Here is a 26,096-nt window from a genome sequence, read left to right as displayed (position 1 = left end):
ACATTGTGCCGGGTGGGGGCGCGCGGTGGCCGGGCGACGGGTGGGTGGGTGAGCCGGGCAGTGGGCTTGGTGCCGGGCGGGTGGTGGTCAGGGGCGGAGGCGGAAGCCGCGTGGCGTGGGGTGGAATCCGGCGGCCTCCAGGGTGGGGGCGAGCGGGGCGGTGAGGGCGGCGGCGCCGTTGACGCGTTCCACGGTGATCGTGCCGAGGGCGCCCGCGCGGGCCGCGTCGGTGAGGGCTTCGAGGGCGAGCCGCTGGCGGGTGCCGGCGGGGGAGCCGCTGTCGGGCGCGCCGCCGTCGCCGGACTGCGTCCAGGCCAGCAGCGTCTTGCCGCCGCGTTCCATGTAGAGCGTCAGCTCGCCGTCGACGAGGACGACGAGGGAGCCCGCCTTGCGGCCCGGCTTGTGGGTCGAGCCGTCGGGCGGCTCGGGCCAGGACAGGGCGGCTCCGTACGCGTTCGCCGGGTCGGCGGCGGCCAGCACCAGGGCCCGCTGCGGTCCGCTGGAACGGTGGCCCCCCGGGCCGTCCTGGGCGTACTCGTCGGCGACCCGTTCGCGGCCGGTGTTGACGGCGCGGAGCCGGTCGACGGCGCCGTCCATCGCGAACTGCGCGGCGCCCAGCCCTTCGACCACATAGCCGCGCCGGGCCTGCCCGGTCTCCTCGAAGGCGGCCAGCACGCGGTACGCGGCGGAGAAGCCGCCCTCGACGCCCTCGGCCGCGACGGCGCCGCGGGTGACGACGCCGTGCCGGTCGAGGAGTGTGCGCGCCAGGGCGTGGGCGCGGTGGGTGGGCTCCGGCTCGGGGGCGGGCAGCAGCGACCAGCGGCCGGCGACGGTCGGCGGGCCGGAGCGGGAGGCGGTGGGGCGGCCCGTACGGCCGGTGGCGGCGGTCAGGGTGCCGTACCGGCCGCGGGGGACGGCGCGCTTGGCGCGGTGGGCGGTGGAACCGGACGTACGGCCCGAGCCGAGGAGGGACCGGAGCGGGGCGAGGGTGTCGTTGGTGAGGCGGCCGGACCAGGCCAGGTCCCACAGGGTGTCGGCCAGTTGGGGGTCCGTGCACTCGGGGTGGGTGGTGGCGCGGACCTGGTCGGCGAGCTGGCGGAAGAAGAGGCCGTAGCCGGGGGCGAGGGCCTGGAGGACGGACTCGTGCAGCGGGGACAGCTCCAGGGGGTGCGGTGGCGGCAGGAGCAGCGGGGCGGTGTCGGCGAGGTAGAGGGACACCCAGCCGTCCTTGCCGGGCAGCGCTCCGGCCCCGGCCCACAGCACTTCGCCGGTGGAGGTCAGCTCGTCCAGCAGCGCCGGGGCGTAGTCGCCGACCCGGGAGGGCAGGACCAGCTTTTCGAGGGCGGAGGCGGGCACGGACGCCCCCTGTAGCTGTTCGACGGCGCGGACCAGGCCGTCGATGCCGCGCAGGCCGTACGAGCCGCCGCGCTGCGCGCCCGGGACGCGCGGCCCCGATCCGTACGGTGCTTTGGCCGCCAGGGGACCCACCTGCTGCCACTGCGGGAGGAAGGACGCGAGGGCGGCGGGCGGTACGGGCTCCAGCTCGTGCCGGAGCGCGGCCAGGGAACGGCGGCGCAGGCGGCGCAGCACCTGGGCGTCGCACCATTCCTGGCCGATGCCGGAGGGGTGGAATTCACCTTGCACGACGCGGCCGGCGGCGGCCAGCCGTTGCAGGGCGCCGTCGGTGACGGCCGTGCCGAGGCCGAAGCGGGTGGCGGCCTGGTCGGAGGTGAACGGGCCGTGCGTACGGGCGTAGCGGGACAGGAGGTCGCCGAGCGGGTCCTTGACGGGCTCGGTGAACGACTCGGGGACGCCGACGGGCAGGGCCGTGCCCAGGGCGTCACGCAGCCGGCCGGCGTCCTCGATCGCGGCCCAGTGGTCCCGGCCGGCGATCCGGACCGTGATGGCCCGGCGGGCCGACGCCAGGTCCCGTACCCAGCCCGGGTCGGCGCCGCGCTCGGCCAGTTCCTCGTCGGTGAGCGGCCCGAGCATCCGGAGCAGGTCGGCGACGCCCTCGGCGTCCTTGACCCGGCGGTCCTCGGTACGCCACTGCAGCTCGCTCTCCAGCTCGGCCAGTACGCCGGCGTCGAGCAGCTCGCGCAGTTCGGCCTGGCCGAGCAGTTCGGCCAGCAGCCGGGAGTCCAGGGAGAGGGCGGCGGCCCGGCGCTCGGCGAGCGGGGAGTCGCCCTCGTACAGGAACTGGGCCACATACCCGAACAGCAGGGAGCGGGCGAAGGGGGAGGGCTCGGGCGTGGTGACCTCCACGAGGCGGACCCGGCGGGCCTCGATGTCGCCCATCAGCTCCGTCAGCCCCGGTACGTCGAAGACGTCCTGGAGGCATTCGCGGACGGCCTCCAGCACGATCGGGAACGACCCGAACTCGCCCGCCACCTGGAGGAGCTGGGAGGCGCGCTGCCGTTGCTGCCACAGGGGGGTGCGCTTGCCGGGATTGCGGCGGGGCAGCAGCAGGGCGCGGGCCGCGCACTCGCGGAACCGCGCGGCGAACAGGGCCGAGCCGCCCACCTGGTCGGTGACCGCCTGGTCGACCTCGCCCTTGTCGAAGACGACGTCGGCGGCGCCCACGGGGGACTGCTCGGGGTCGTACTCCATGCCGCGGGCCGCCGGGTCGAAGTCGCCGGTGTCGCTGTCGAGCAGGTCCAGGCCCATCAGATCGGCGTCCGGCAGGCGCAGCACGATGCCGTCGTCGGCGTGCATGACCTGCGCGTCCATGCCGTAGCGCTCCGAGAGACGGGCGCCGAGGGCGAGCGCCCAGGGGGCGTGCACCTGGGCGCCGAACGGGGAGTGCACCACCACCCGCCAGTCGCCCAGCTCGTCGCGGAAGCGCTCGACGACGATCGTGCGGTCGTCGGGCACATGGCCGCAGGTCTGCTTCTGCTCGGCGAGATACGCGAGGACGTTGCCCGTCGCCCAGTCGTCCAGGCCGGCGGCGGACAGTCGCTCGCGGGCGGCCTCCGGGCCGAGCGAGCCGATCTCGCGGAGGAACGCGCCGAGCGCGCGGCCCAGTTCGAGGGGGCGGCCGAGCTGGTCGCCCTTCCAGAAGGGCAGCCTGCCGGGCACGCCGGGGGCCGGGGAGACCAGCACCCGGTCGCGGGTGATGTCCTCGATCCGCCAGGACGTCGTACCGAGGGTGAAGACATCGCCGACGCGGGACTCGTAGACCATCTCCTCGTCCAGCTCGCCCACCCGTCGCCCGCCACCCCGAGTGGAGGCGCCGCGCGCCGCGGTGTCCGACGAGCCGCCGCCCTTCGTCGGCTCGGCGCCGGCCAGGAAGACGCCGAAGAGGCCCCGGTCGGGAATCGTGCCGCCGGAGGTGACGGCCAGCCGCTGCGCACCCGGGCGCCCGGTGACCGTCTGCGCCACCCGGTCCCACACGACGCGCGGCCGTAGCTCGGCGAAGGCGTCGGAGGGGTAGCGGCCCGCGAGCATGTCCAGCACGCCGTTGAACGCCGACTCGGGCAGGGCCGTGAAGGAGGCGGACCGGCGGACCAGGGCCAGCAGCTCCGTCACGTCCCAGGTGTCCATGGAAGCCATCGCGACCAGCTGCTGGGCCAGCACGTCCAGCGGGTTGGCCGGGACGCGCAGCGACTCGATGGACCCCGACCGCATCCGCTCCGTGACGACCGCGGCCTGCACGAGGTCGCCGCGGTACTTGGGGAAGACCACGCCCCGGGACACCGCGCCGACCTGATGGCCCGCCCGGCCCACCCGCTGGAGCCCGGAGGCGACCGACGGCGGGGACTCGACCTGCACCACCAGGTCCACCGCGCCCATGTCGATGCCCAGCTCCAGACTGGACGTGGCGACCACGGCCGGCAGCCGCCCCGCCTTCAGATCCTCCTCCACCTGGGCGCGCTGCTCCTTGGACACCGAGCCGTGATGGGCGCGGGCCAGCAGCGCGGGCGCCCCCTTGGCGGCGCCGGCCTCGGCCATCAGCTCGGCGGGGGAGTGGTCCTCGGGCAGCGTCTCGCCGGTGGCACGTTCGTACGCGATTTCGTTGAGCCGGTTGCACAGGCGCTCGGCGAGACGCCGGGAGTTGGCGAAGACGATCGTCGAGCGGTGCGCCTGGACCAGATCGGCGATCTTCTCCTCGACATGCGGCCAGATGGAGGGCTTCTCACCGGTGTCGCCCTCCTGGACGGGGGAGCCGCCCAGCTCGCCCAGATCCTCGACGGGGACGACCACCGAAAGGTCGAACTCCTTGCCGGACGGCGGCTGGACGATCTCCACCCGGCGCTGCGGCGACAGATAGCGGGCGACCTCCTCCACCGGGCGAACGGTCGCCGACAGGCCGATGCGCCGGGCCGGACGCTCCAGCAGGTGGTCGAGCCGCTCCAGGGAGAGCGCGAGGTGGGCGCCGCGCTTGGTGCCCGCGACGGCGTGGACCTCGTCCACGATCACCGTCTCGACGCCTTCCAGAACCTCCCGGGCCGAGGAGGTCAGCATGAGGAACAGCGACTCGGGGGTGGTGATGAGGATGTCCGGCGGACGGGTGGCGATCGCCCGGCGTTCGGCGGCCGGGGTGTCACCGGAGCGGATGCCCACCCGGATGTCGGGCTCGGGCAGCCCGAGGCGGACGGATTCCTGACGGATGCCGGTCAGCGGGCTGCGGAGGTTGCGTTCGACGTCGACCGCGAGGGCTTTGAGCGGGGAGACGTACAGCACGCGGCAGCGCTTCTTCGGCTCGGCGGGCGCGGGGACGCTCGCGAGCCGGTCGAGCGAGGCGAGGAAGGCGGCCAGGGTCTTGCCGGAGCCGGTCGGCGCGACCACCAGCACGTCCGAACCCTCGCCGATGGCCCGCCAGGCGCCCTCCTGCGCGGCGGTGGGTGCGCGGAACGCCCCCGTGAACCAGTCGCGGGTCGCGGGGGAGAACGAGTCGAGCGCTGCCTTGGCCATGCCCACCATCGTGCAACGGACCACTGACAATCGCCGGTGAACCGCCGCTCACCTGCGGTGATGTCGGTGAGCCGCGGTGTCCACGTGCCGGACGGGAAGGCCGCGACGAGCCGCGCCGGAGCACAATGACGCCATGGCGGGGAGCGGGGCGGAGAGCACGCGGGGCGCGGCGGACGCGATGGTGGCGGGCGCGGCGGCTCGTCCCGGCGGGTCCCGGGCCGCCTCGCGCACCGGCCGGAAGGGCGGCGAGTGGGCGCGGCACTGGCAGTACGCCGAACTCCCCGGCCTGGACCTGCTGCGCGCCCGCTACGTACGGCACTCCTTCCCCCGCCACTCCCACGACGGTTACGTCCTGGGCGCCGTCAACGGCGGTGTCGAGCGGATCGGGCTGCCGGACGGCGTCACGGACGCCGGGCACGGCGGCCTCGTCATGATCAATCCCGAGGTGCCGCACACCGCGCAGGCCGGCGCGCCGGAGGGCTGGACGTACTCCACGCTCTACCCCTCCCGGCAGCTCGTCGCCGGTATCGCCGCCGAGACGACCGGCCTGACCGGCACCCCCGCGTTCACCGAGCCCCTCGTGGCCGACGCCCACGCCGTCCACCTCGTCAACGCCGTGCACCGCGCGGCCGAGGAGGGCAACGCGCTGGCCGCCGACAGCCTGCTGCGGATCGTCGTGGCCCGGCTGCTGCGGCGCCATGGCGGCCCGCTGCCGACCCGTACGCCCGCCACGGCGGGGGCACGTACCGCCGAACGCGCCAGAGCGCTCCTCGAAGCGCGGCTGACGGCACCACCGACCCTGGAACAGCTCGCGCAGGAACTGGACACCAGCCCGTTCGCCCTGCTGCGCGCCTTCAAGAACGCGTACGGGATGCCGCCGCACGCCTGGCTCACGGACGCCCGCATACGCCGGGCACGCCGCCTCCTGGAGGCCGGCACGGCACCCGCGGATGCCGCCGTGGCCGTCGGTTTCACCGATCAGCCGCATCTGAACCGGCACTTCACCCGGATCGTGGGTGTGCCGCCGGGCGCGTACCGGCGTGAGCGAGCCGGCGCGTAGCGACGCGAACGGGCGGGTGCGCAGCCGCGCGAGCGGGGGGCGCCGGACCGCGCAAGAACGTACAAGACTGCCGGGCAGAGGGCTTCCTAGTGTCCGGGGCGTGGCACAGCGAACAGAGCAGACACAGCGGGCTGAGCAGGCGCAGCGAACAGAGCGAGTGCAGCCAGCAGAACGAGCACAGCAGCCAGAACGAGCGCAACAAACACAACAGTTGCAGAGAACAGAACCACCGGACCACATGGAGCAGGCGAAACGCATACCGCGTACGGCGCCGGAAGGCACGACCGACCCCAAGCCCGCCGCCGCGGTCGTCAGGGACGCGCTCGGCGTCGGCGTCGCCGTCGGGCTGTCCGGTTTCGCCTTCGGAGTGACCGCCGCGGGCGCGGGGCTGACGGTGTGGCAGGCCTGCGCGCTGAGCCTGCTGGTCTTCACCGGCGCCTCGCAGTTCGCGCTGGTCGGGGCGCTGGCCGCGGGCGGCAACCCGTTCACCGCGGCGGCCGGGGCGTTCTTCCTGGGCACCCGTAACGCGTTCTACGGCCTGCGGCTGTCCGGCCTCCTCGGGTACCGGGCCGCGGTCAGGCCGTTCGTCGCCCACTGGGTCATCGACGAAACCTCGGCCGTCGCGCTGGCCCAGCCGGACCGGCGCAGCGCGCGCCTCGGGTTCACGGTCACCGGACTGACCCTGTACGCCCTGTGGAACCTCACCACCCTCGCCGGAGCCGTGGGCGCCGAGGCCCTCGGCCACACGGAGGCCTGGGGCCTGGACGCGGCCGCGCCCGCGGTCTTCGTGGCGCTCCTCGCGCCCATGCTGAAGCGTCCGGTGGAGCGCGCCGTCGCGGGGCTCGCGATGGTGGTCCTCCTGGTGACGCTGCCGTTGCTGCCGGCGGGCGTGCCGGTCCTGGTGGCGGCGCTCGCCGCGCCGGCCGTCCTCTGCCTGGAGGGGCGCCGGGCCCGTACCGGTACACGGAAGGCGGACGCACGATGAATGCCTGGATCGCGATCGGCGTCACCGCCGTGGGCTGCTACCTGGTGAAATACCTCGGCCTCCTGGTGCCGGCGGGCGCCCTGGAACGGCCGCTCGTGAAGCGTCTCGCCGCCCTGTTGCCGGTGGCCCTGCTCGCCGCGCTCATCGCGCAGGAGACGTTCAGCGACGGACATCAGCTGCTGTTCGACGCCAAGGTGGCGGGGGTCGCCGCCGCGGTCGTCGCGCTGCTGCTGCGCGCGCCGTTCCTGCTGGTCGTGGCGGTCGCGGTGGCGGTGACGGCGGGGGTACGGGCGCTGGGCGGCTGAGGGGGAGGAAGGCGGGGCCCGCCCTGGCGGGCCCCGTTGCCGCGCGACGAGGATGGTGCCGCGCCCGGTCCGCCGCCCCCTACCGGGCGGTGAGACGCCCGTACGCGCGCAGCGTCAGCAGCGCTTTGAGGGTCACCATCGGGCGGCCCTCAAGAGCCGTCCCAGGGGCCCACACCCGCCAGTCCACGGGCCAGCCGCCGTCCTCGCGCTGAAGGGCACTGAGATGGTCCAGCGCCCGGTCCGTCTCCGCGGCCGTGAACCAGCGGCGGGCGAGCGAGCCCGGCGTGGCCGCGTAGTCGTACGTGAAATGGTGCTCCCCGGGCCCGTACCCCTCGGGTACGGGTGTGTCCGCCGCCCGGTCCGGGTCCAGCAGGACCAGCCGGCGCTCGCGCACCACCCTGCCCAGGCGCTGCGCGGCGGCCTCGGCGCGCGGCCGGTCGGGCACGCCCTCCAGGAAAGCGAGCGCCGCCTGTACCTCGTACGGATGAGTGCGCTCCAGGGACTCCACCGTCTGCCAGCAGAAGTCCGTGGCCCTGAACAGCCAGGCGTGCCACACCTCGTTGCGGTGCAGCAGGCCCACGACGGGCCCGGTGGCCAGCAGGTCGCTCGGCGGGTCGGCGGGCACCGGCAGCCACGGCGCGGCCGGATAGCCGCGCAGGGAGGGGTGTACGGCGGGCAGCGCGCCCTCCGGGGTGGACACCCCGGACAGATAGCGGCAGATCCGCTCGGCCCGCTGCCCGCCGCAGCGCCCGATGAGGTCGAGGACGTACAGGGCGTGCGCGGTGTGCAGCGGCTGGCTGACCGGTCCGCGCAGGTCGGGCTCCAGGGCGTGCCCGTGACCGCCGTCGGGGTTCGCGTACGCGGCGAGCGCGGCATCGACGCCGTCCGCGCTCCCCTCCAGGAAGTGGTACGCGAAGCGGCGCTGTTCGAGCACCCGGGCAGTGAGCCAGATGAAGCGCTCGGCACGCGCCAGTGGGGCCGGCTGTGGTGCTCCGTTTTCCGCCATGGACCGACGGTAGGGCCGCGGGCGCCACCCGGCACCGGCGCGGACGCGGCTGCACTCTCAGGGGCGGGATACCGGGCGTGCGCGGTTGACGGCCACCCGGTGGCGGACGGTTCGCGGCCCTCCGCCACGTTGCCGTCACGCCTGCCCGCCCCGCGCGGAACACGCGCCCCGGCCACCAGTTCTCGCCAGTCCCGACCGCTGCAAGCGCTGTCGCAAACCGCTGCCCGGCAACAGACTGCGCCGTGCGGGGCCGGTTTCGGGCCACCCGTCAGAAGACGGCACACCACCCGCGCACAGATGGCCAGATTTCCGCCCCACCCGCTCCGGGAGCCATGACGGGAAGTGCTCTGTCCCCCGTGTCGGCGGCCCGTAAGTATGGACCAGCGCGCACTGGCCACGCGGTGCCGTACAGCGGCACCCGATGATTGGAGCCGATGGTGACCACTACGGTGCAGGCTGCGACGCAGACCCAGGCAGAGACCGCACTCGGCTGCGTCTCCTACTCCTGGACCCCGGAAGTGCACGACTTCTACGGAGACCCGGAGGCCATCCTCCACAAGATGGACGGCCTCGACATGGAACTCCCCGACCGCCGCATCTTCATCCTCCTCACGGAGAGCGCGGGGCAGGCACACGTCCGCTTCTTCGAGCGGGCCGAAGACGGCCAGTACAGGGTGTCCACCTGGTCGGGCGAGTCGCTCGACGGGCTCGGCGGCCGGCTGGCCGACACCATTCTCGCCAACAGGGGTGTCCACTGCGTCGGTGAGCAGAGCCGCGCCGTGCTCGCGCCCCTCGGAATGAAGGCGGAGGGTGCCGTTCCGGCGCCCGCCAACCACCGGGCCGCCTTCGCCCACACCGTGCGCGACCACGGTGAGGGCACGTTCACCCGCGCCACCTGCGCACTTCTCTGTTGAGCAGGCCTCAGCAGGCACGCGCAGCCAGATCCTGATGGCCGCCCCCGGAACATCGGGGGCGGTCGTCCCTGTGCCCCGGAGGCACCGCCCGGGTGCCTCGCCCCTCAGGACGGGCCGAGCGCCCCCCCCGGAAAGGCCGCGGATGACAACAGGCACCCCGCCCGCCGCGCGGCGGGACTTCGCCGGACTGTGGGCCTCCTACGGCCTGAGCAGCCTCGCGGACGGTCTCGTGATGATCGTCCTGCCGCTGACGGCCCTCACCCTCACCTCGTCACCCGGTCTCGTGGCCGGGGTGAAATGGGCCCAGACCCTCCCGTACGTGGTGTGCACGCTGGCCATCGGCATCCTCATCGACCGGGCGGAGCGCAGCCGCCTGATCCTGTGGGCCCATGTGCTGCGTGCCGTGGCCCTGGCCCTGCTGGCGCTCGCCCTGACGGGAGGCGTGGCGCCGCTCCCCGCGCTGTACGTCGTGGCCTTCCTGCTCGGCACGGCCGAACTCGTGGCGGACCTGACCACCACCTCCGTACTGCCCATGATCGTGCCGCGGCACCGCCTCGACGGCGCCAACTCGCGCCTGGAGAGCACCCGCTCGTCACTGAACGAGTTCGTGGGCCCGCCGCTGGGCGGCCTGCTCGTCTCGCTCGGCGCCGTCACCGCCATGCTCGGCACCGCGGGGCTCTACGTGGTGGCGGCCGGAGCGGTGCTCCTGCTCCTGCGGGGCCGGTACGACCCCCGCCCGCCCGTCGGGGAGACCGGGGCGGGCCCCGCCACGAAGCCCCGGCTGCGGGACGAGCTGGCCGAAGGCCTGCGGTATCTGCGGCGCCAGCCGGTGCTGTGGAACCTCGCCATCATGGTCTGCGTCATGGCGGCCGCCTGGAGCGGCTGGAGCGCGGTCCTCGTGCTGTACGCCGTGACGCCCGGCCCCATGGGCCTCAGCGGCGCCGGATACGGCCTCCTGCTGACCACGCTCGCGGTCGGCGGCGTGCTGGGCTCGCTCGTCGCGGGCCGGGTCCGCGCGCTCCTGGGCACCCGCAACCTGCTCGCCGTCGACGTGATCACCGGTGTGATCATGCTCGGCACGCCCGCGCTGACCGCCCAGCCGTGGATCATCGGAGTGGCGACGTTCCTGGGCGGCCTCGGCAGCGGCCTGTGGAACGTCACCGTGGTCACCCTGCGCCAGCAGCTGATCCCCGACGAACTGCTCGGCCGGGTCAGCAGCGCCAGCCGCCTCATCGGCTGGGGCGGCATGCCCCTGGGGGCCGCCCTGGCGGGCCTGCTGGCCCAACTGGTGGGGCCGCGGCCGGTCTTCGCCCTCGGGGCGCTCGCTTGCGCGCTGCTGCTGGTGCCCTTCTTCCGGACCATCCGTGAGGAGACCATCCGGGAAGCGGGGCGGCGGGTGGCGGTGGGGCGGGAATGACGCTGCCGCCCGCCCGCTCCGGTAGGCCGGCCCGGGCTTTACGCTGCGTACGTGTACGTACTTCGCGCCGGTGCGGGGAGGCCGCGCCGCCCTCGACGCGAGTCCCTGCGGGGAAGGGCACCGCTCACCCGTGTCCGGACGGTCGCGCGCGTGCACGATATGGGAAAACGTGCAGGTCAAGGCGAGTGCGGAGTGGGTTCATGCGGTTGACGGTCTTCTGGGAGCGGATGGCGGATCACTTCGGTGCGGCGTACGCCGACTCGTTCGCGCGTGATCATGTGATGGCCGGGCTCGGCGGGCGGACCGTGCACCAGGCGCTGGCGGAGGGGTGGGAGGCCAAGGACGTGTGGCGGGTGGTCTGCGCGACGATGGACGTGCCGTACGACAAGCGCTGACACGAGCGGCGGCTCCGGAGACGGGGGACGGCCGCACGGAGGTACCGGGCGGCGGCGGGCGGCTCTGGTGAGCGGGGCAGGGCGGGAGTTGTCAGTCCTGTGAGCGACACTGGGCCCGTGCCAGCGACCGAGAATCCCACCAGCCACGACGACCCACGACCCGGGGGCCCCGCCCAGCGGATGCCGCGGTGGCTCCCCCGCGCCATGGTGCTGGCGCTCGCCCTCGTGGCCTGCTTCCAGCTCGCCAGCTGGGCGTTCCACCAGCTCATCTCGCTGCTGCTGAACGTACTGATCGCCTTCTTCCTCGCGCTGGCCGTCGAGCCGGCCGTGGACTGGATGGCGGCCCGCGGGATGCGGCGCGGAGCCGCCACCGGACTGGTCTTCCTCGGCATACTCGTCGGGACCGCGGGCTTCTTCGCGCTGCTCGGCTCGATGCTCGCGGGCCAGATCGCCACCATGGTCCAGGAGTTCCCGCAGTATCTGGACTCGGTGATCAGCTGGATCAACACCACCTTCCACACCCACCTCTCGCGGGTCGAGGTGCAGAACAATCTGCTGAAGTCCGACTGGCTGCAGAAGTACGTCCAGGACAGCGCCAACAACGTGCTCGCCGTCTCCGCGACCGTCCTGGGCAGCCTGTTCAACCTCCTGACGGTGGCGCTGTTCTCCTTCTACTTCGCCGCCGACGGCCCCCGGCTGCGCCGCGCCCTGTGCTCGGTCCTGCCGCCGTCCCGGCAGGCGGAGGTGCTGCGCGCCTGGGAGATCGCGGTCGCCAAGACCGGCGGCTATCTCTACTCCCGCGGCCTGATGGCGCTGATCTCCGGCATCGCGCACTACGTCCTGCTGGAGATCCTGGGCGTCCCGTACGCCCCGGCGCTCGGCATGTGGGTGGGGCTCGTCTCCCAGTTCATCCCGACCATCGGCACCTACCTCGCCGGCGCGCTGCCGATCCTGATCGCCTTCACCGTCAATCCCTGGTACGCGCTGTGGGTCTTCGGGTTCGTCGTGGTCTACCAGCAGTTCGAGAACTACCTCCTCCAGCCGCGCATCACGGCCAAGACCGTGGACATCCACCCGGCCGTCGCCTTCGGGTCGGTGATCGCCGGGACGGCGCTGATGGGCGCGGTCGGCGCGCTGATCGCCATCCCGGCGACCGCGACACTGCAGGCGTTCCTGGGGGCGTACGTGAAGCGGTACGAGGTCACGGACGAGGTACGGGTGCGGGGCGGCGGCCGCCGCCGGCGCGCGTCCTCGGCCCTGCGGCGGCTGCGCCGGTCCCTGCACGACGAGCCGCCGGCCGCGCCGCTGGAGGGCCGGGGGACCGGCGGGGACCGGGACGGTGCCGGGCGGGACGCCGACGGGCGGGACGGCGGTGCGTCCGGCAAGGGCGGGGCGGAGGGCAAGGAGGAGTGAGGCGGCCGGGGCGGAATCCGTCCCGGCCGCCAGGTGCGCGGGCCGCGCGTGGCGCGCTTGACACCAAAATCGAACATCTATTCTTATGAGACGTCCGACCCGTGTTTCCACCCGGAGTTCCCGGGAGTTATCCACAGGCCGGAGTCGGGTCCGGGCGCATTGTCAGTGGCAGGCGTTAGCGTCATGGACGTGAAGCGATCGACTCAAGCAAACCGGGTGGAAGCCATGGCAGGCACTGACCGCGAGAAGGCACTGGACGCCGCACTCGCACAGATTGAACGGCAATTCGGCAAGGGCGCCGTGATGCGGATGGGCGAGCGCCCGAACGAGCCCATCGAGGTCATCCCCACCGGGTCGACCGCCCTCGATGTCGCGCTCGGCGTCGGCGGCATCCCGCGCGGCCGTGTGGTGGAGGTCTACGGCCCGGAGTCCTCCGGCAAGACGACCCTGACCCTGCACGCGGTGGCGAACGCGCAGAAGGCCGGCGGCTCCGTCGCCTTCATCGACGCCGAGCACGCGCTCGACCCCGAGTACGCCAAGAAGCTGGGCGTGGACACGGACGCGCTGATCCTGTCCCAGCCGGACAACGGCGAGCAGGCCCTGGAGATCACGGACATGCTGATCCGCTCCGGCGCGCTCGACCTCATCGTGATCGACTCGGTCGCCGCGCTGGTGCCCCGGGCCGAGATCGAGGGTGAGATGGGCGACTCCCACGTGGGTCTCCAGGCCCGGCTGATGAGCCAGGCGCTGCGGAAGATCACCAGCGCGCTCAACCAGTCCAAGACCACCGCGATCTTCATCAACCAGCTCCGCGAGAAGATCGGCGTGATGTTCGGCTCGCCGGAGACCACGACCGGTGGCCGCGCCCTGAAGTTCTACGCCTCGGTGCGCATCGACATCCGCCGTATCGAGACCCTCAAGGACGGCACCGACGCGGTCGGCAACCGCACCCGCTGCAAGGTCGTCAAGAACAAGGTCGCCCCGCCCTTCAAGCAGGCCGAGTTCGACATCCTGTACGGCCAGGGCATCAGCCGCGAGGGCGGCCTGATCGACATGGGTGTGGAGCACGGCTTCATCCGCAAGTCCGGCGCCTGGTACACCTACGAGGGCGACCAGCTCGGCCAGGGCAAGGAGAACGCCCGCAACTTCCTCAAGGACAACCCCGACCTCGCCAACGAGGTGGAGAAGAAGATCAAGGAGAAGCTGGGCATCGGCGTCAAGCCGGCGGACCTGGCGGAGCCCGGCGCGGACGCGGCGGGTGCGGCGGACGGCGCGGAGGCCCCGGCCAAGTCCGTACCGGCACCGGCCGCCAAGGGCGCCAAGGGTTCCAAGGCCGCCGCGGCCAAGAGCTAGTCCATCGTGACGCGGCGAACGGAATGGCCCGACGACCATGGCCACGGCCTCGGCGGAGGAGTCGTGCACGACGGGGGACGTGACGACGACGGCCGGGGCGGGAGCGGCAGCGCCGCGGGCGGCGCCGAGAACCGTAGGAAACGCAAGGACGGCGGTGGTTCCTCCTCGTCGAGGGCCGAGGCGGGGCCGCCGCGTACGCCCGAGGAGCAGGCGCGGGCCATCTGCCTGCGCCTGCTCACCGGGTCCGCGCGGACGCGCAAGCAGCTCGGGGACGCCCTGCGGGAGCGGGGCATCCCTGAGGACGCCGCACAGGAGGTGCTGTCCCGCTTCGAGGAGGTGGGGCTGATCGACGACGCCAAGTTCGCCGACGCCTGGGTGGAGTCCCGGCACCACGGCCGGGGGCTGGCCCGCCGCGCGCTCGCCCGCGAACTGCGCACCAAGGGCGTCGACCCGGCCACGGTCGACGAGGCCCTCGGACAGCTGGACTCCGAGCAGGAGGAGCGCACGGCCCGCGAACTGGTCGACCGCAAGCTGCGGGCGACCCGGGGCCTGGAGCGCGAGAAGCGGATACGGCGCCTCGCGGGGATGCTGGCGCGCAAGGGATATCCGGAGGGCCTCGCCCTGCGGGTGGTCCGGCAGGCGCTGGAGGAGGAGGGCGAGGATCCGGAGCTGATGGAGTACCACCTGCCGGAGGCGTGAGAGGGCGCCGTCTTTGGCGCGAGAAAGGCACCTTCAGGCACGAGGCAGAGGGCTTCAGGCGGGCAGGTGGCCTGAGGCGGGCGGCTTCAGGCAGGGGCCTTCAGGAAGGCGCTTTCAGGCGGGCGCTTGAAGGACGTTGCGCCACGGGTGCCGTCCGGGGGAAAACCCCCTTGGGGCAAGGCGGTTGACTCCAATGTGCCGGGGCTGCCGTGCACGGCAGAGTGCGGTGCATGATCTTCAACCGATTCCGGGCACGGTTCACCGCGCCCGGCGCCCTCGCCCTGGGGTGCGCCGCGGCCGTACTGGCCACGGCGACAGCGACGGCCACCACGGCCGAAGCCGGTCCCGGGCCCTCCGCAGGCTCCGGACCCGGCTCCACAGCCGCCACGAGCCCCGCCGCCCCGAGCTCCGACTCCGCGGCCTCGTCCGCGCCCCGGCACCGTACGGCCCCCGGGACGATCGCCTCCGTCACCCTCGTCGCCGACCTGGACGCGAAGGAAGTCACGGCCCGCCTGGAGCAGACCGGTATCGACGCGGCCCAGGTCCGCTACGGCGTACGCGCCCACCGAGTCGTCTACCGAACCCGCGGTCTCCGGGGCGAGCCCACCACGGCCAGCCAGCTGGTCGCCATGCCCAAGAACGGCGGGCGCGCCCTCCAGGTCGTGTCCTGGCTGCACGGCACCACCGTGTACCGAGGGGACGTGGCCTCGGTGAACGAGCGGTCCACCGACCGGGCGGCGGCCCTGCTCTTCGCCTCGACCGGCCGGGCCGTGTCCGCGCCGGACTACCTCGGCCTGGGCGAGGGCCCGGGCACCCACCCGTACGGCCATCCACGGGCGACCGTCACCGCCTCGGTCGACGCGTTGCGCGCGGCCCGGGCGTACGCCTGGCAGGAGCGTCGCACCCTCGACAGGAACGTGCTGGTCAGCGGCTTCTCCCAGGGCGGGCCGGCCGCCATGCTGGTCGGCCGGGCCCTCCAGCGCGGCGCCGACCCGTACTTCCGGCCGGGAGCCCTCGCCCCGATCGCCGGGCCCTTCGACCTGAGCGGTTTCGAGGCTGCGGCGGCCGACGACGAGATCGTACGGTCGTCGCTCTACCTGGCCTACTTCGCGACCGCGTGGAACCGGATGTACGGCCTGTACGACACGCCTGGCCAGGCGTTCCGCGCCCCGTACGACAAGAAGGTGGAGCCCCTTTTCGACGGCGACCACAAGACGTCGGAGATCGCGGCCGCGCTGCCGGCGACCTCGAAGGAACTGTTCACACCGGAGTTCCTCGACACGATCCGCAGCCCGCGGGGGAAGCTGCGGCACGAGCTGGAGGCGCTGGACACCACCTGCGACTGGCACCCGGACGTACCGGTGCACCTCTACCACGCCAAGGGCGACAAGGACGTGGCGTTCCGGCACGCGCGCCACTGCGAACGGCAGCTGACCGCCAACGGGGCCGCGCACCGGCTCACGGACGTCGGGGACGTGGACCACAACGGGACGGTACGCAAGGCCCTGCCGCTCGTGGTCCGGCAGTTCGACACCGCGCACTGAGCCGACGGCGGGCCCGCCCGGAGCGCGGGCCCGCCGTCACCTCACCCGTCGACCGGCAGCCCCGCCGCCCGCCACGCCTGGAAGCCGCCCACCAGGTCGGTCGCCCGGTACAGGCCAAGCTGACGCAGGGAGACGGCCGCCAGGCTCGACGCGTAGCCCTCGTTGCAGACGACCACCACCGGCAGGTCGTGTCCGGTGGCTTCGGGGGCCCGGTGGTCACCGGTGGGGTCCAGGCGCCACTCCAGCTCGTTGCGTTCGACGATCAGCGCGCCCGGGATGGCGCCGTCGCGGTCGCGCAGGGCCGCGTAGCGGATGTCGACCAGGAGCCCGCCGTCCCGTTGGAGCGTCGCGGCCCGCTCGGGTGACACCCGGTCCAGTTCGGCGCGCGCCGCCTCCAGGAGCGCATCTACGGCGCTCACGCCCAGTCCTCGGGGCGCTCGACCTCTTCGAGGCGCAGTACGGGACCGGTGCGGCTGTAGCGGCGCATCAGCGGCAGCGGCGGATAGTAGGCGTGCACCGAGACGGCGTGCGTGTCCTCGGAGAGGTTGAGCACCTGGTGGACGTGGTGCGGACCGAAGGCGCGGCCGTGGCCGTCGGCCAGTTTCCGCTGCCGGTCCACCCCGTCCGCCAGTTCCAGCGTCTTCCAGCCCTCGGTGGGCAGCTGGGCGGCGAGGGACTGCTCGGTCAGCTCGCCTGCAGCGGCGGCGAACGCGCCGTGCGAACCGCCGTGGTCGTGCCAGCCGGTGCCCGTACCGGGCGGCCAGCCGATCAGCCACGCCTCACTGCCGCCTGGTCCGTCCAGACGGATCCAGGTACGGCCTTCGGGGTCGAGGGGCAGAGAGGCGATGAGCGGGGCGTCGGCGGCGGTACGGCGGGCGAAGTCGAGGAGTTCGGCGGGGCCGGGGCCGCCGGTGGCGGCAGGGCGCGGGCGCGCAGGGGTACGTACGTCGGGCACAGGAACCGTCCTGAGTGATCGCGAAGAAGCGCGCGGGCAGCGCGGAACGCGGCGGCGCGCGGGGAAAGAATGCGGATCAGCAGGACGGACGACACACGCAGCCCGCGTAGCGGACCAGGTCCAGATGGACCCTCCGCCAGAAACGCGAACCGTTCTCCGTCACGTTCCGGAGTCAAGCACGGGGCTTCCCACAGGGTCAACCGCCGTCCGGCCCGACTGGGCACCCCGACGGCCCGCAGGGACAACAGCCGACCGGCCCGCCCCGGCGCCCCATCCTGCTCCCCGCTCGGTGCCCCACCCGGCTCCCCGCACGCTCACCCCCCGCCCGACCGGACCTCCGCCTCCGTCGCGCCCCTGGCCACGTCCCTGGGGGCCTCCCCGGCCCTGTCCCTGGGCGCATCCCCGGCCACCTCCCGCTCGGCCCGCGGAAACGCCCCTTCGACGGACGGCGGCCCGGCAACCGATCGCACCGCACCCGAATACGACCCCTCCCCACCTGGATACGCCCCATCCCCGCCCCCGTACGGCGGCTCCTCCGCACCCAGCGACGGCCGCTTCGCACCCCGGGACGGCCCTTCCGCACCCGCGTACGTCCCCTCCGCCCCCGCCCCGGCCCCGCCCCCGCGCACCGAAGCAGCGCCCGCGCCCTCCGTGCCACCTCCGCCACTCTCCGCACTCCCCGCGCCTCCCGTGGGCCCTGCGCCCCCGCCCCCGCCCCGCACCGCGTCCGCGCACGCGTACAGCTCGGCCGGGCGGACGCCGCCCATCGCGGCGACCAGGTGCCCGTCCGGCCGTACGACCAGGACGGTGTGCGCGACCGCGCCCGGGTAGGCCTCGGCGACCAGTACTTCGGCGCGCATCGGCAGCGCCGCCGCGGACTTGGACAGCCGGGGCATCAGGCCGGCCGACTTCCAGTGCCGCCGGTCCCACACGCCCGTACCCGGCGCCACCAGCACCACCAGCAGCCCACGGCCCAGCCGGGAGCGGAGCGGCACCTGGGACCCGTCCGAGGCCGTCACCGGGACGTCCGCGACCGGGGCGCCGGCCTGTGTGCCGACCGTCATCGCGCACGACGGGTCGGTGGCCGGGGCGAGCGGGGAGCGGGCGTACGCCGGGGGCGCGCCGAGCGGCCCGCGCCCCAGGTGCCCGTCGGTGAGCATCGCCGTGTGCCCGCGGGCGGCCCCCGGGAGCACGGCCCGCCACCGGCCGCCCCGTTCGCCGTCGCGCAGCAGCGGCAGCGCCCGGTCGGCGGCGCGCAGCCGGGCCGTGACCGCGCCCCTGCGTTCCGCCTGGTAACTGTCCAGCAGGGCCTCCGGCGCGCCTTGGTGCCAGGCCAGCGCCAGCTTCCACGCGAGGTTCTCGGCGTCCCGCAGCCCCTCGTCCAGGCCCTGGGTGCCGAGCGCGCCGAGCAGGTGGGCGGCGTCCCCGGCGAGGAAGGCGCGCCCGCGCCGCCAGCGCCGCGCCAGCCGGTGGTGCACCGTGTGCACGCCGGTGTCGAGCAGATCGTACGGCGGTACGGCCGGGACGCGTGAACCGCCGCCGCGCCCGCCCTCGTCCCCGGGGCCGTACGACGTCCCGCCCGCGGGCCCGGCCCCCGCCGCGGCCTCGGCGGACCACACCGCCAGCGAGTCGCGGATGCGGGCCACCAGCGCGTCCGGAGTGACCAGGTCCCGGCCGGGCGGCAGCAGCCAGTCCAGCCGCCACACCCCGCCGGGCAGCGGCCGGGCCGTCACCTCGCCCCCGGATCCGCCGCCGCCCTGGCGCGCGGGGGAGCGGTGCAGCAAGGCCTCGCCGGGCCAGGGAAGTTCCGTCCGCAGTGCCGCCACCGCGTGCCGCTCGACCGCCGTACGGCCGGGGAAGCGGATCTCCAGCAGCTTGCGGACCGTCGAGCGCGGGCCGTCACAGCCGACCAGGTAACTGGCGCGCCACCACGCGCCGTTGGTGCCGCGGGTGTGGGCGCTGACCCCGTACTCGTCCTGCCTCAGCTCGTCGAGCCGGCTGCCGGCGACGATCCGGATGCCGGGCTGCGCCGCGAGCGCGGTGCGCAGGGCCCGGGTCAGCGCGTGCTGCGGCACATGTACGGGGGAGGGGGTCTCCGGGCCGAACTCGACCCGTTCCAGCAGTCTCCTGCGGCGCACCGAGCGCCAGGCCGTCCAGCGGGTGCCCGCCAGGTCCAGGGCGGTGCCGCAGCCCAGCCGTTCCAGGAAGGCGGTGGTGTCCGGTCGCAGTACGACGGTGCGGGCGGGCCGCGGGTCGGCCGCACCGGGGGCTTCGTCCAGGACCACGCACGGCACGTCGAGGCGGGCGAGGGAGAGGGCGAGCGCGAGGCCGACGGGGCCGGCCCCGACGACGATCACCGGGTCCACGGCGTGGCTCCCCCGGGCCGCAGGTTCTTACGGGTCGTACGGGAACTGGCAGTTGGAGCCCGGTGCGCGATCACACAGCGTATGCAACCCATTGCGGGCGTCCGCGTCAAGTGACGGGGGCAGCGGCGCACGCGGCACTGCCCCCGTCCACGGTGTCACACCGTCAGTTCCCGGCGCCGCCCCCGCCGCCCACGGGCGGGATGTCCGGGGGCCGCCGGGTGTCGACCGGGCCGCCGGGTGTGCCGTCGGCGCCTTCCAGCGCGTCCGACGCGGTGACCGGCTCGCCCGCCTCGGCGACCGCGATGCCGGTCTTGGCCCGCCGGCCGCGCCGCTCGATCCAGTTGGCCAGTGCGGACAGTGCCAGACACATCGCCACGTAGATCGCACCGGCCACGATGATCATCGGCACGTACGGGTTCTCGTCGTTGACGACGATGGTGCTGGCCATCTGCTGGATCGTGTACAGCAGCTCCTCGAAGGTGATCACGTAGCCGAGCGAGGTGTCCTTGAGGGTCACCACCAGCTGGCTGATGATCGTCGGGAGCATCGCCCGGACGGCCTGCGGGATCAGCACCGTCGTCATGACCTGCGTCTTGCTCATGCCGAGCGCGTACGCCGCCTCGCGCTGGCCCCTGGGCACCGCGTTGATACCGGCGCGCAGCACCTCCGCCTGCACCGCGCCGTTGTAGACGGTCAGCCCGATGACCAGCGCCCAGAACTGCGGGGTGTCGCCGGTCAGGCCCAGCTCCTCCTTGTAGGAGAGCAGGATCACCCACAGGGCGTAGATCGTGATCAGCAGCGGGATGGCCCGGAAGATCTCGATGAACCCCGTCGCCAGCCAGCGCACCGGCTTGTGGTCGGAGAGCCGGGCGACGGCGAGCAGCACGCCCAGCGCGACGGAGAGCACCGCGGCCACCGCGAAGACCTGGAGGGTCGTCAGGACGCCGTTGCGGATGTTGGTCCGTACGCCCGCGTTGTTGAAGATGTTCCACATCTCCGGCTCGAACTGGCCCTTGGCGGCCAGCCGCAGCACGGCGAAGACGAGCAGGCCGAGAACGGCGAGTCCGCCCACGACGGTGTAGACGCGGTTGCGGACCTTGGCCTTGGGCCCCGGGGCGTCGTAGAGGACGCTGGTCATCGGGCCACCTCCAGGCGGCGTTCGAGCAGCCGGAAGATGCCGCTGATGGCGAACGTGATGATCAAGTAGGCGAGGGCGATCCAGAGGAAGATCCAGCCGATCGGCCGGCCCTGGTCGTTGAGGAGCTTGGAGACGTTGAACAGCTCGGCGTTGCTGAAGGCGCCCGCGATGGCCGAGTTCTTGGTGAGCGCGATCAGAATGCTGCTCAGCGGCGGGATCACGGTGCGGGTGGCCTGCGGCAGGATGATCATGCGCAGCGTCTGGACGAAGGTCATCCCGATGCTGCGGGCGGCCTCCGCCTGGCCCAGCGGCACGGTGTTGATGCCCGAGCGCACGGCCTCGCAGACGAACGAGGACGTGTAGAAGCCCAGTGCCAGGGTCGCGAGCACGAACGGGCTGATGCCCGGGAAGAAGATCTGCGGGATGACGAAGAAGGCGACCAGGAACAGCAGGGTGAGCGGGGTGTTGCGCAGCAGCGTCACCCAGGTCGTGCCGAAGGCGCGCAGCGGGGGCACCGGCGAGACCCGGAAACCGGCTATGAGGAGGCCCAGCAGGATGGCGAGCGCCCCGCTGGCCGCGGTGAGCGACACGGTTCCGAGGAACCCGGTGCGGAACTCGGGGAGGTAGTCGAGGAGTACGTTCATGGGTTCTCCGCGGTAGCGGTCAGGTCAGCGGCGGACGGTTGGGCGGCCCGGCGCGGGGCGTGCGCGGCGCGCGGGGTACGGGAGCACGGCCCGGCGTGCGGGCGCTTTCGTGCGCGGCGTACAGATGTACGGCCGGGTGTGCGGGCGCGGCCCGCGACGGCGTGCGCACGGGCATCCCGGCGCGTGGGTCCACAGGCACCCACGCCCCGTACGCCCGCCGAGGCGGCGTACGGGGCGTGCGGCGGCGGACAGCGGGTGCGCGACCGGGTCAGTCGCGCGGCAGCGGCGTCTGCGGCGCGACGAAGCTGGTCCCGGACTTGCCGAGGGTGCCTTCGTACGCCTTCTTGTAGTCGCCGTTCTTGATGTGCTTCTCCAGCGCGTCGGTGATCGCGTCGCGCAGCGCCTTGTCGCCCTTCTTCAGGCCGACGCCGTACGGCTCCTTGGTGAACTTCTGGCCGACGACCCTCAGTTTGGTGGGTCGCTCGGCCGCGTACCCCTTGAGGATCGCGTCGTCCGTGGTGACCGCGTCCACCTGGCCGTCGAGCAGCTGCTTGACGCACAGCGAGTACTTGGCCAGCTCGGTGGTCTGGGCGCCGTACTTCGGCTTCTTGATCTCCTGGAGCGGGGTGGAGCCGACGATCGAGCAGACCTTCTTGCCCTTGAGGGAGTCCGGCCCGGTGATCGACTTGTCGTCCTTGCGGACCAGGAGGTCGGCGCCCGCGGTGTAGTACGGGCCCGCGAAGTCGACCTGCTTCTTGCGCTCCTCGTTGATCGTGTACGTGCCGACGTAGTAATCGACCTGGCCCTTGGAGATGGTGGTCTCACGGACGTTGGAGTCGACCGTCTTGAACTCGATCTGCTTCTCGGAGAAGCCGAGGTCGGCGGCGATCATCTTGGCGATCTCGATGTCGAAGCCGGTCCGCTTGCCGGTGGTGTCCTGGAAGCCGAGGTAGGGCTGGTCGGCCTTGGCGCCGATGGTGATCTTTCCGGCCTTCTTGGCGGCCTTCCAGCTCTCCGATTTCACGTCGGCCTTCTCGCTGACCGGGTACGTCCCGCTGAAGACCTCGCCGCCGGATGCCTTGTCGCCGGCCGTGCCCGACTCGCCGCCACATGCGGTCGCCGTCGCCGTCAGCGCGAGCACCACCGCACCCGCCGCGGCCGTCTTACGAATCCTCATGGTGAACATCCTTCGGTTCAACGGAAGTTGGCAAACATGATGACCGGCCGCATGGTCAGTGGTGGAGGATCTTCGAAAGAAAGTCCTTGGCCCGGTCGCTGCGCGGGTTGTTGAAGAACTGGTTCGGCTCGGCCTCTTCGACGATCCGGCCGTCGGCCATGAAGACGACGCGATTGGCCGCCGACCGGGCGAAGCCCATCTCGTGCGTGACCACGACCATCGTCATGCCGTCCCGGGCGAGCTGCTGCATGACCTCCAGCACCTCGTTGATCATCTCCGGGTCGAGTGCGGAGGTCGGCTCGTCGAAAAGCATGACCTTGGGGTCCATCGCCAGGGCCCGGGCGATGGCCACCCGCTGCTGCTGGCCGCCGGACAGCTGGGCGGGGTACTTGTCCGCCTGGGTGCCGACCCCCACCCGGTCCAGCAGGGTCCGGGCCTTCTCCTCGGCCGCCTTCTTGTCCGTGCGGCGGACCTTGGTCTGGCCCAGCATCACGTTCTCCAGCACCGTCTTGTGCGCGAAGAGGTTGAAGGACTGGAAGACCATGCCCACGTCGGCGCGGAGCCGTGCCAGCTCGCGCCCCTCCTGCGGCAACGGCTTGCCGTCGATCGAGATGGCGCCGGAGTCGATGGTCTCCAGTCGGTTGATCGTGCGGCACAGGGTCGATTTGCCGGACCCGGAGGGCCCGATCACCACGACCACCTCACCGCGCCGGATGGTCAGGTCGATGTCCTGGAGTACGTGCAGCGCGCCGAAGTGCTTGTTCACGTTGTCCAGCACGACCAGCGGGTCGCCCGCCGGCGCGGGCCCCTTGTCGCTCTTGGTCACCGATACTTCGCTCATCGGCGTACAGCTCCGTCCTCCTCGGTTGGGGAGGACCCTAGTAACGCCCTGCGACCAGCGTCATTACATCTGAGCGGGATTTGAGCATAACGATACGGCCGCGAAGGGACACGGGGTGTGAACGGGGCGCGCGGGCCCGGCGCCCGGTGTACCGGCTGCATAACGGAACCGTCCCTCCGGGAATACCCCCTTGACGTGCGTGCGGTCCATCGCCGTAGATGCCTTTTGGCCGTTCCGCAGACGGCCCGTGACCCGTACGCGCCCGCGTACGGATGTACACCCATGCACCCGCGCGTCCAGGTATGCGCGGCCGGGGATGTTTTGTGAGGAGGGGGCCGGTGCGGCTGCTGCTCGTGGAGGACGACGACCATGTCGCGGCCGCCCTGTCCGCCGTGCTGTCCCGGCACGGCTTCGACGTCACCCACGCCCGCAGCGGCGAGGAGGCCCTGCACGCCCTGCTTCCCGGCGGCCGGGAGCCCTTCGGGGTGGTGCTGCTCGACCTGGGCCTGCCCGACCAGGACGGCTTCGAGGTCTGCGGGCGGATCCGGCGGATCAGCACCAGCCCGGTGATCATGGTGACCGCGCGGGCCGACGTACGGTCGCGGATCCACGGCCTGAACCTCGGCGCGGACGATTACGTGGTCAAGCCCTACGACACCGGCGAACTGCTCGCCCGCATCCACGCCGTCAGCCGGCGCCGCACCTCGGCGCCGGGCGCCGGATCCGAGCCGCCCGCCGAGGAGGGCGCCCCGCGCGACGGGCTGCGGCTCGGCGCCGTCACGATCGAACTGTCCACCCGGCAGGTGTCCGTGGACGGCACCGCCGTACCCCTGACCCGCAAGGAGTTCGACCTGCTGGCCCTGCTCGCGCAGCGGCCGGGCGTCGTCTTCCGGCGTGAGCAGATCATCAGCGAGGTGTGGCGCACCAGCTGGGAGGGGACCGGCCGGACCCTGGAGGTGCACGTCGCTTCGCTGCGCGCCAAGCTGCGGATGCCCGCGCTGATCGAGACGGTGCGCGGCGTCGGCTACCGGCTCGTGGCGCCGCCGGCCGCCGTCCCACCCGCCGGCCCGGCCTCCTGACGGCCGGCGGCACCGCACCGTGCGCACCCGACTCCTCCCGCTCCTCATCGTCCTGCTGGCCGGTGTGCTCCTCGCGCTCGGCTTCCCGCTCGCCGGCATCACCGCCTCCGTCGAACAGCAGCGGGTGGTCGTCGACCGGATCGACGACGCGGCGCGCTTCGCCTCCCTCGCCCAGTACGTCACCGCCCGGCCGGGCGTCGGGCGCCACACCCCCGACGAGGACGAACGGCAGTCCACGCTCGGCGCCGAACTCAAGCGCTACCACGAGCTGTACGGCATCCGCGCCGGCGTCTTCTTCCGCGACGGCACCCCCATGGCGGCGGCCCCCGCCGACTGGCGCGTACCGGAGAAGGGCGAGGGCGCGCGGGCCTTCAGCGAGGCCCTGGCGGGCCGCCGCAGCCACGACCCCCGCCAGATCTGGCCCTGGGACGAGGATGGCCGGATTCCGGTCGCCTCGCCCGTCATCCGGGACGGCGACGTGGTGGCGGTCGTCGTCACCGACTCGCCCACCGGGCAGATGCGCTCACGCGTCCTGCACGGGTGGCTGCTGATCGGAGCGGGGGAGTGCGCGGCCATGCTCGCCGCCGTGGCCGCCGCCTTCCGGCTCACCGGCTGGGTGCTGCGCCCGGTGCGCATCCTGGACGCCGCCAGCCACGACATCGCCACCGGCCGGATGAAGTCCCGGGTGGCCGCCGCCTCCGGGCCACCGGAACTCCGCCGCCTGGCCCGTTCGTTCAACGAGATGGCCGACAACGTCGAAGACGTGCTGGAGCAGCAGCGCGCCTTCGTCGCCGACGCCTCCCACCAGCTGCGCAACCCGCTTTCCGCGCTGCTGCTGCGCATCGAGCTGCTCGCCCTGGAGCTGCCCGAGGGCAATGCGGAGATCGCCTCCGTCCGTACGGAGGGCAAGCGCCTGGCCCGGGTCCTGGACGACCTCCTGGACCTGGCGCTGGCCGAGCACGCCGCCGCCGACCTCCAGCTCACCGACGTCGCCGCGCTCGCCGCCGAACGCGTCGACTCCTGGCGTCCGCTGGCCGACGACAAAGGGGTGCTGCTCTCCTACGAGGGCCAGCGGGCCGTGACGGGCTGGGTGGACCCGGTCGCCCTGTCCAGCGCCCTGGACGCACTGGTCGACAACGCCCTGAAATTCACCCCCGCCGGGGAGCGGGTCACCGTCGGCGCGGCGCCGGACGGCGAGAGCGTACGCATCACCGTCCGCGACCACGGGCCGGGCCTCACCGAGGACGAATTGGCCCGGATCGGCGACCGCTTCTGGCGCAGCGGCCGGCACCAGAACGTCTCCGGCTCCGGACTGGGCCTGTCGATCACCCGCGCGCTGCTCGACGCCGGAGGCGCCACGCTCTCCTTCGCCCCGCACCGTCCGCACGGGCTGCGGGTGACCGTGGTGGTGCCGCGCACCGCCCCGTGACCGCCGGCCCCCGGGCCTTCCCCTTGCGGCCGTGCCAGGACCGTGGACGTGTGTTACCGTTGACGGCGTTGCAGTTGTGGTACCCATGAACTTTGTGCGCGCCCGGAGGCTGGAAGCCCCGGGCGTTCATTGTTTTCCGGACCTTTCTCCGGTGTGGGGCGATCATCTCGGCGACAGGGAGGCCGCGCAGTGCGGTCTCCGGTTTGCCCCTAGAAGGAGAAAAACATGGCCACCGGCACCGTGAAGTGGTTCAACGCGGAAAAGGGCTTCGGCTTCATCGAGCAGGACGGCGGCGGCCCCGACGTCTTCGCCCACTACTCGAACATCCAGGCTCAGGGCTTCCGTGAGCTCCTGGAGGGCCAGAAGGTCAGCTTCGACGTGACCCAGGGCCCGAAGGGCCCGCAGGCGGAGAACATCGTCCCCGCCTGACGGACCGCGCGTCCGCGGACGGGGCCCGCACCG

23 protein-coding genes are annotated in these 26,096 nt (G+C 73.0%); 13 read left to right on the top strand and 10 right to left on the bottom strand.

Translation table 11 applies throughout. From position 1 onward, the window contains the following. Nucleotides 1–87: 87 nt before the first annotated feature. Nucleotides 88–4,914, bottom strand: a complete 4,827-nt coding sequence (locus ACZ53K_RS27230; protein WP_468841377.1) for an ATP-dependent helicase — start codon at nucleotides 4,912–4,914, stop codon at nucleotides 88–90. 133 nt (nucleotides 4,915–5,047) lie between these two features. Between ACZ53K_RS27230 and ACZ53K_RS27225 the strand changes: the two genes are divergently transcribed. The 3 genes from ACZ53K_RS27225 (at nucleotide 5,048) to ACZ53K_RS27215 (ending at nucleotide 7,264) form a co-directional block, all read left to right on the top strand. Further along, nucleotides 5,048–5,974, top strand: coding sequence for an AraC family transcriptional regulator (locus tag ACZ53K_RS27225; RefSeq protein WP_468841375.1), 927 nt, complete (start codon nucleotides 5,048–5,050; stop codon nucleotides 5,972–5,974). Nucleotides 5,975–6,212: 238 nt separating this feature from the next. Then, nucleotides 6,213–6,959 (top strand): AzlC family ABC transporter permease, encoded by a 747-nt coding sequence (locus tag ACZ53K_RS27220; protein WP_468841373.1) that lies wholly within the window; start codon nucleotides 6,213–6,215, stop codon nucleotides 6,957–6,959. Further along, a complete protein-coding gene (locus tag ACZ53K_RS27215; RefSeq protein ID WP_468841371.1) occupies nucleotides 6,956–7,264 on the top strand; it encodes an AzlD domain-containing protein in 309 nt (102 codons plus the stop codon). The genes ACZ53K_RS27220 and ACZ53K_RS27215 overlap by 4 nt, the downstream gene beginning before the upstream one ends. 79 nt (nucleotides 7,265–7,343) lie before the next feature. Here the strand turns inward: ACZ53K_RS27215 and ACZ53K_RS27210 are convergent, their stop codons facing one another. Next, nucleotides 7,344–8,270, bottom strand: coding sequence for a hypothetical protein (locus ACZ53K_RS27210; RefSeq protein ID WP_468841369.1), 927 nt, complete (start codon nucleotides 8,268–8,270; stop codon nucleotides 7,344–7,346). A 434-nt stretch (nucleotides 8,271–8,704) separates the two neighbouring features. Here ACZ53K_RS27210 and ACZ53K_RS27205 point away from each other — a divergent pair, with 434 nt between their 5' ends. From ACZ53K_RS27205 to ACZ53K_RS27175, 7 genes are all read left to right on the top strand, one after another. Then, nucleotides 8,705–9,184 (top strand): hypothetical protein, encoded by a 480-nt coding sequence (locus ACZ53K_RS27205; RefSeq protein WP_468841367.1) that lies wholly within the window; start codon nucleotides 8,705–8,707, stop codon nucleotides 9,182–9,184. A gap of 142 nt (nucleotides 9,185–9,326) precedes the next feature. Further along, the gene (locus ACZ53K_RS27200; RefSeq protein ID WP_468841365.1) at nucleotides 9,327–10,601 is read left to right on the top strand and encodes an MFS transporter; all 1,275 of its coding nucleotides are present in this window, start codon (nucleotides 9,327–9,329) and stop codon (nucleotides 10,599–10,601) included. Between the two features lie 200 nt (nucleotides 10,602–10,801). Further along, complete coding sequence (locus ACZ53K_RS27195; protein ID WP_468841363.1) at nucleotides 10,802–10,996, top strand: DUF3046 domain-containing protein; 195 nt, start codon at nucleotides 10,802–10,804, stop codon at nucleotides 10,994–10,996. A gap of 180 nt (nucleotides 10,997–11,176) precedes the next feature. Next, the gene (locus tag ACZ53K_RS27190) at nucleotides 11,177–12,409 is read left to right on the top strand and encodes an AI-2E family transporter (protein ID WP_468841410.1); all 1,233 of its coding nucleotides are present in this window, start codon (nucleotides 11,177–11,179) and stop codon (nucleotides 12,407–12,409) included. A gap of 225 nt (nucleotides 12,410–12,634) precedes the next feature. Further along, nucleotides 12,635–13,762: a recombinase RecA gene (gene recA / locus ACZ53K_RS27185; RefSeq protein ID WP_468841361.1), complete on the top strand. Its 1,128-nt coding sequence runs from the start codon at nucleotides 12,635–12,637 to the stop codon at nucleotides 13,760–13,762. A gap of 6 nt (nucleotides 13,763–13,768) precedes the next feature. Continuing rightward, on the top strand, nucleotides 13,769–14,461 hold the full coding sequence (recX, locus tag ACZ53K_RS27180; protein ID WP_468841359.1) for a recombination regulator RecX: 693 nt from the start codon (nucleotides 13,769–13,771) through the stop codon (nucleotides 14,459–14,461). Between the two features lie 230 nt (nucleotides 14,462–14,691). Next, the gene (locus tag ACZ53K_RS27175) at nucleotides 14,692–16,005 is read left to right on the top strand and encodes an alpha/beta hydrolase (RefSeq protein WP_468841357.1); all 1,314 of its coding nucleotides are present in this window, start codon (nucleotides 14,692–14,694) and stop codon (nucleotides 16,003–16,005) included. 41 nt (nucleotides 16,006–16,046) lie between these two features. Here the strand turns inward: ACZ53K_RS27175 and ACZ53K_RS27170 are convergent, their stop codons facing one another. From ACZ53K_RS27170 to ACZ53K_RS27135, 8 genes are all read right to left on the bottom strand, one after another. Next, on the bottom strand, nucleotides 16,047–16,424 hold the full coding sequence (locus ACZ53K_RS27170) for a rhodanese-like domain-containing protein (RefSeq protein WP_468841356.1): 378 nt from the start codon (nucleotides 16,422–16,424) through the stop codon (nucleotides 16,047–16,049). After that, entirely contained in the window at nucleotides 16,421–16,960 is a 540-nt protein-coding gene (locus ACZ53K_RS27165; protein WP_468841354.1) for a cupin domain-containing protein, read from the bottom strand. The genes ACZ53K_RS27170 and ACZ53K_RS27165 overlap by 4 nt, the downstream gene beginning before the upstream one ends. 76 nt (nucleotides 16,961–17,036) lie before the next feature. Beyond that, nucleotides 17,037–17,123 (bottom strand): putative leader peptide, encoded by an 87-nt coding sequence (locus ACZ53K_RS27160; protein WP_324607239.1) that lies wholly within the window; start codon nucleotides 17,121–17,123, stop codon nucleotides 17,037–17,039. Nucleotides 17,124–17,274: 151 nt separating this feature from the next. After that, nucleotides 17,275–19,326 carry an FAD-dependent monooxygenase gene (locus ACZ53K_RS27155; RefSeq protein WP_468841352.1) on the bottom strand — a complete coding sequence of 684 codons (2,052 nt, stop codon included), beginning with the start codon at nucleotides 19,324–19,326 and terminating at the stop codon, nucleotides 17,275–17,277. Between the two features lie 163 nt (nucleotides 19,327–19,489). Then, entirely contained in the window at nucleotides 19,490–20,464 is a 975-nt protein-coding gene (locus ACZ53K_RS27150; protein ID WP_468841350.1) for an amino acid ABC transporter permease, read from the bottom strand. Next, nucleotides 20,461–21,108, bottom strand: coding sequence for an amino acid ABC transporter permease (locus ACZ53K_RS27145; RefSeq protein ID WP_468841348.1), 648 nt, complete (start codon nucleotides 21,106–21,108; stop codon nucleotides 20,461–20,463). The genes ACZ53K_RS27150 and ACZ53K_RS27145 overlap by 4 nt, the downstream gene beginning before the upstream one ends. Before the next feature lie 268 nt (nucleotides 21,109–21,376). Next, the gene (locus tag ACZ53K_RS27140) at nucleotides 21,377–22,285 is read right to left on the bottom strand and encodes a glutamate ABC transporter substrate-binding protein (protein WP_468841346.1); all 909 of its coding nucleotides are present in this window, start codon (nucleotides 22,283–22,285) and stop codon (nucleotides 21,377–21,379) included. Between the two features lie 55 nt (nucleotides 22,286–22,340). Further along, complete coding sequence (locus ACZ53K_RS27135; protein WP_468841344.1) at nucleotides 22,341–23,126, bottom strand: amino acid ABC transporter ATP-binding protein; 786 nt, start codon at nucleotides 23,124–23,126, stop codon at nucleotides 22,341–22,343. 338 nt (nucleotides 23,127–23,464) lie between these two features. Here ACZ53K_RS27135 and ACZ53K_RS27130 point away from each other — a divergent pair, with 338 nt between their 5' ends. The 3 genes from ACZ53K_RS27130 (at nucleotide 23,465) to ACZ53K_RS27120 (ending at nucleotide 26,063) form a co-directional block, all read left to right on the top strand. Beyond that, entirely contained in the window at nucleotides 23,465–24,205 is a 741-nt protein-coding gene (locus ACZ53K_RS27130; protein WP_468841342.1) for a response regulator transcription factor, read from the top strand. A 19-nt stretch (nucleotides 24,206–24,224) separates the two neighbouring features. Continuing rightward, a complete protein-coding gene (locus ACZ53K_RS27125; RefSeq protein WP_468841340.1) occupies nucleotides 24,225–25,634 on the top strand; it encodes a sensor histidine kinase in 1,410 nt (469 codons plus the stop codon). A gap of 225 nt (nucleotides 25,635–25,859) precedes the next feature. After that, nucleotides 25,860–26,063: a cold-shock protein gene (locus ACZ53K_RS27120; protein WP_030020343.1), complete on the top strand. Its 204-nt coding sequence runs from the start codon at nucleotides 25,860–25,862 to the stop codon at nucleotides 26,061–26,063. The last annotated feature ends 33 nt before the right edge of the window (nucleotides 26,064–26,096 follow it).

It is taken from the genome of Streptomyces sp. NPDC033221 (genome assembly GCF_055577005.1).
Note: the sequence above shows the minus strand (reverse complement) of the source record. Positions and strands in the feature narration are given on the sequence as shown.

What these genes read in the sequence shown, in the direction of transcription:
- ACZ53K_RS27230 (WP_468841377.1), bottom strand. Translation starts at nt 4,914, where the DNA reads ATGGCCAAGGCAGCGCTCGACTCGTTCTCCCCCGCGACCCGCGACTGG.
- ACZ53K_RS27225 (WP_468841375.1), top strand. Translation starts at nt 5,048, where the DNA reads ATGGCGGGGAGCGGGGCGGAGAGCACGCGGGGCGCGGCGGACGCGATG.
- ACZ53K_RS27220 (WP_468841373.1), top strand. Translation starts at nt 6,213, where the DNA reads ATGGAGCAGGCGAAACGCATACCGCGTACGGCGCCGGAAGGCACGACC.
- ACZ53K_RS27215 (WP_468841371.1), top strand. Translation starts at nt 6,956, where the DNA reads ATGAATGCCTGGATCGCGATCGGCGTCACCGCCGTGGGCTGCTACCTG.
- ACZ53K_RS27210 (WP_468841369.1), bottom strand. Translation starts at nt 8,270, where the DNA reads ATGGCGGAAAACGGAGCACCACAGCCGGCCCCACTGGCGCGTGCCGAG.
- ACZ53K_RS27205 (WP_468841367.1), top strand. Translation starts at nt 8,705, where the DNA reads ATGGTGACCACTACGGTGCAGGCTGCGACGCAGACCCAGGCAGAGACC.
- ACZ53K_RS27200 (WP_468841365.1), top strand. Translation starts at nt 9,327, where the DNA reads ATGACAACAGGCACCCCGCCCGCCGCGCGGCGGGACTTCGCCGGACTG.
- ACZ53K_RS27195 (WP_468841363.1), top strand. Translation starts at nt 10,802, where the DNA reads ATGCGGTTGACGGTCTTCTGGGAGCGGATGGCGGATCACTTCGGTGCG.
- ACZ53K_RS27190 (WP_468841410.1), top strand. Translation starts at nt 11,177, where the DNA reads ATGCCGCGGTGGCTCCCCCGCGCCATGGTGCTGGCGCTCGCCCTCGTG.
- recA (WP_468841361.1), top strand. Translation starts at nt 12,635, where the DNA reads ATGGCAGGCACTGACCGCGAGAAGGCACTGGACGCCGCACTCGCACAG.
- ACZ53K_RS27175 (WP_468841357.1), top strand. Translation starts at nt 14,692, where the DNA reads ATGATCTTCAACCGATTCCGGGCACGGTTCACCGCGCCCGGCGCCCTC.
- ACZ53K_RS27150 (WP_468841350.1), bottom strand. Translation starts at nt 20,464, where the DNA reads ATGACCAGCGTCCTCTACGACGCCCCGGGGCCCAAGGCCAAGGTCCGC.
- ACZ53K_RS27145 (WP_468841348.1), bottom strand. Translation starts at nt 21,108, where the DNA reads ATGAACGTACTCCTCGACTACCTCCCCGAGTTCCGCACCGGGTTCCTC.
- ACZ53K_RS27140 (WP_468841346.1), bottom strand. Translation starts at nt 22,285, where the DNA reads ATGAGGATTCGTAAGACGGCCGCGGCGGGTGCGGTGGTGCTCGCGCTG.
- ACZ53K_RS27135 (WP_468841344.1), bottom strand. Translation starts at nt 23,126, where the DNA reads ATGAGCGAAGTATCGGTGACCAAGAGCGACAAGGGGCCCGCGCCGGCG.
- ACZ53K_RS27120 (WP_030020343.1), top strand. Translation starts at nt 25,860, where the DNA reads ATGGCCACCGGCACCGTGAAGTGGTTCAACGCGGAAAAGGGCTTCGGC.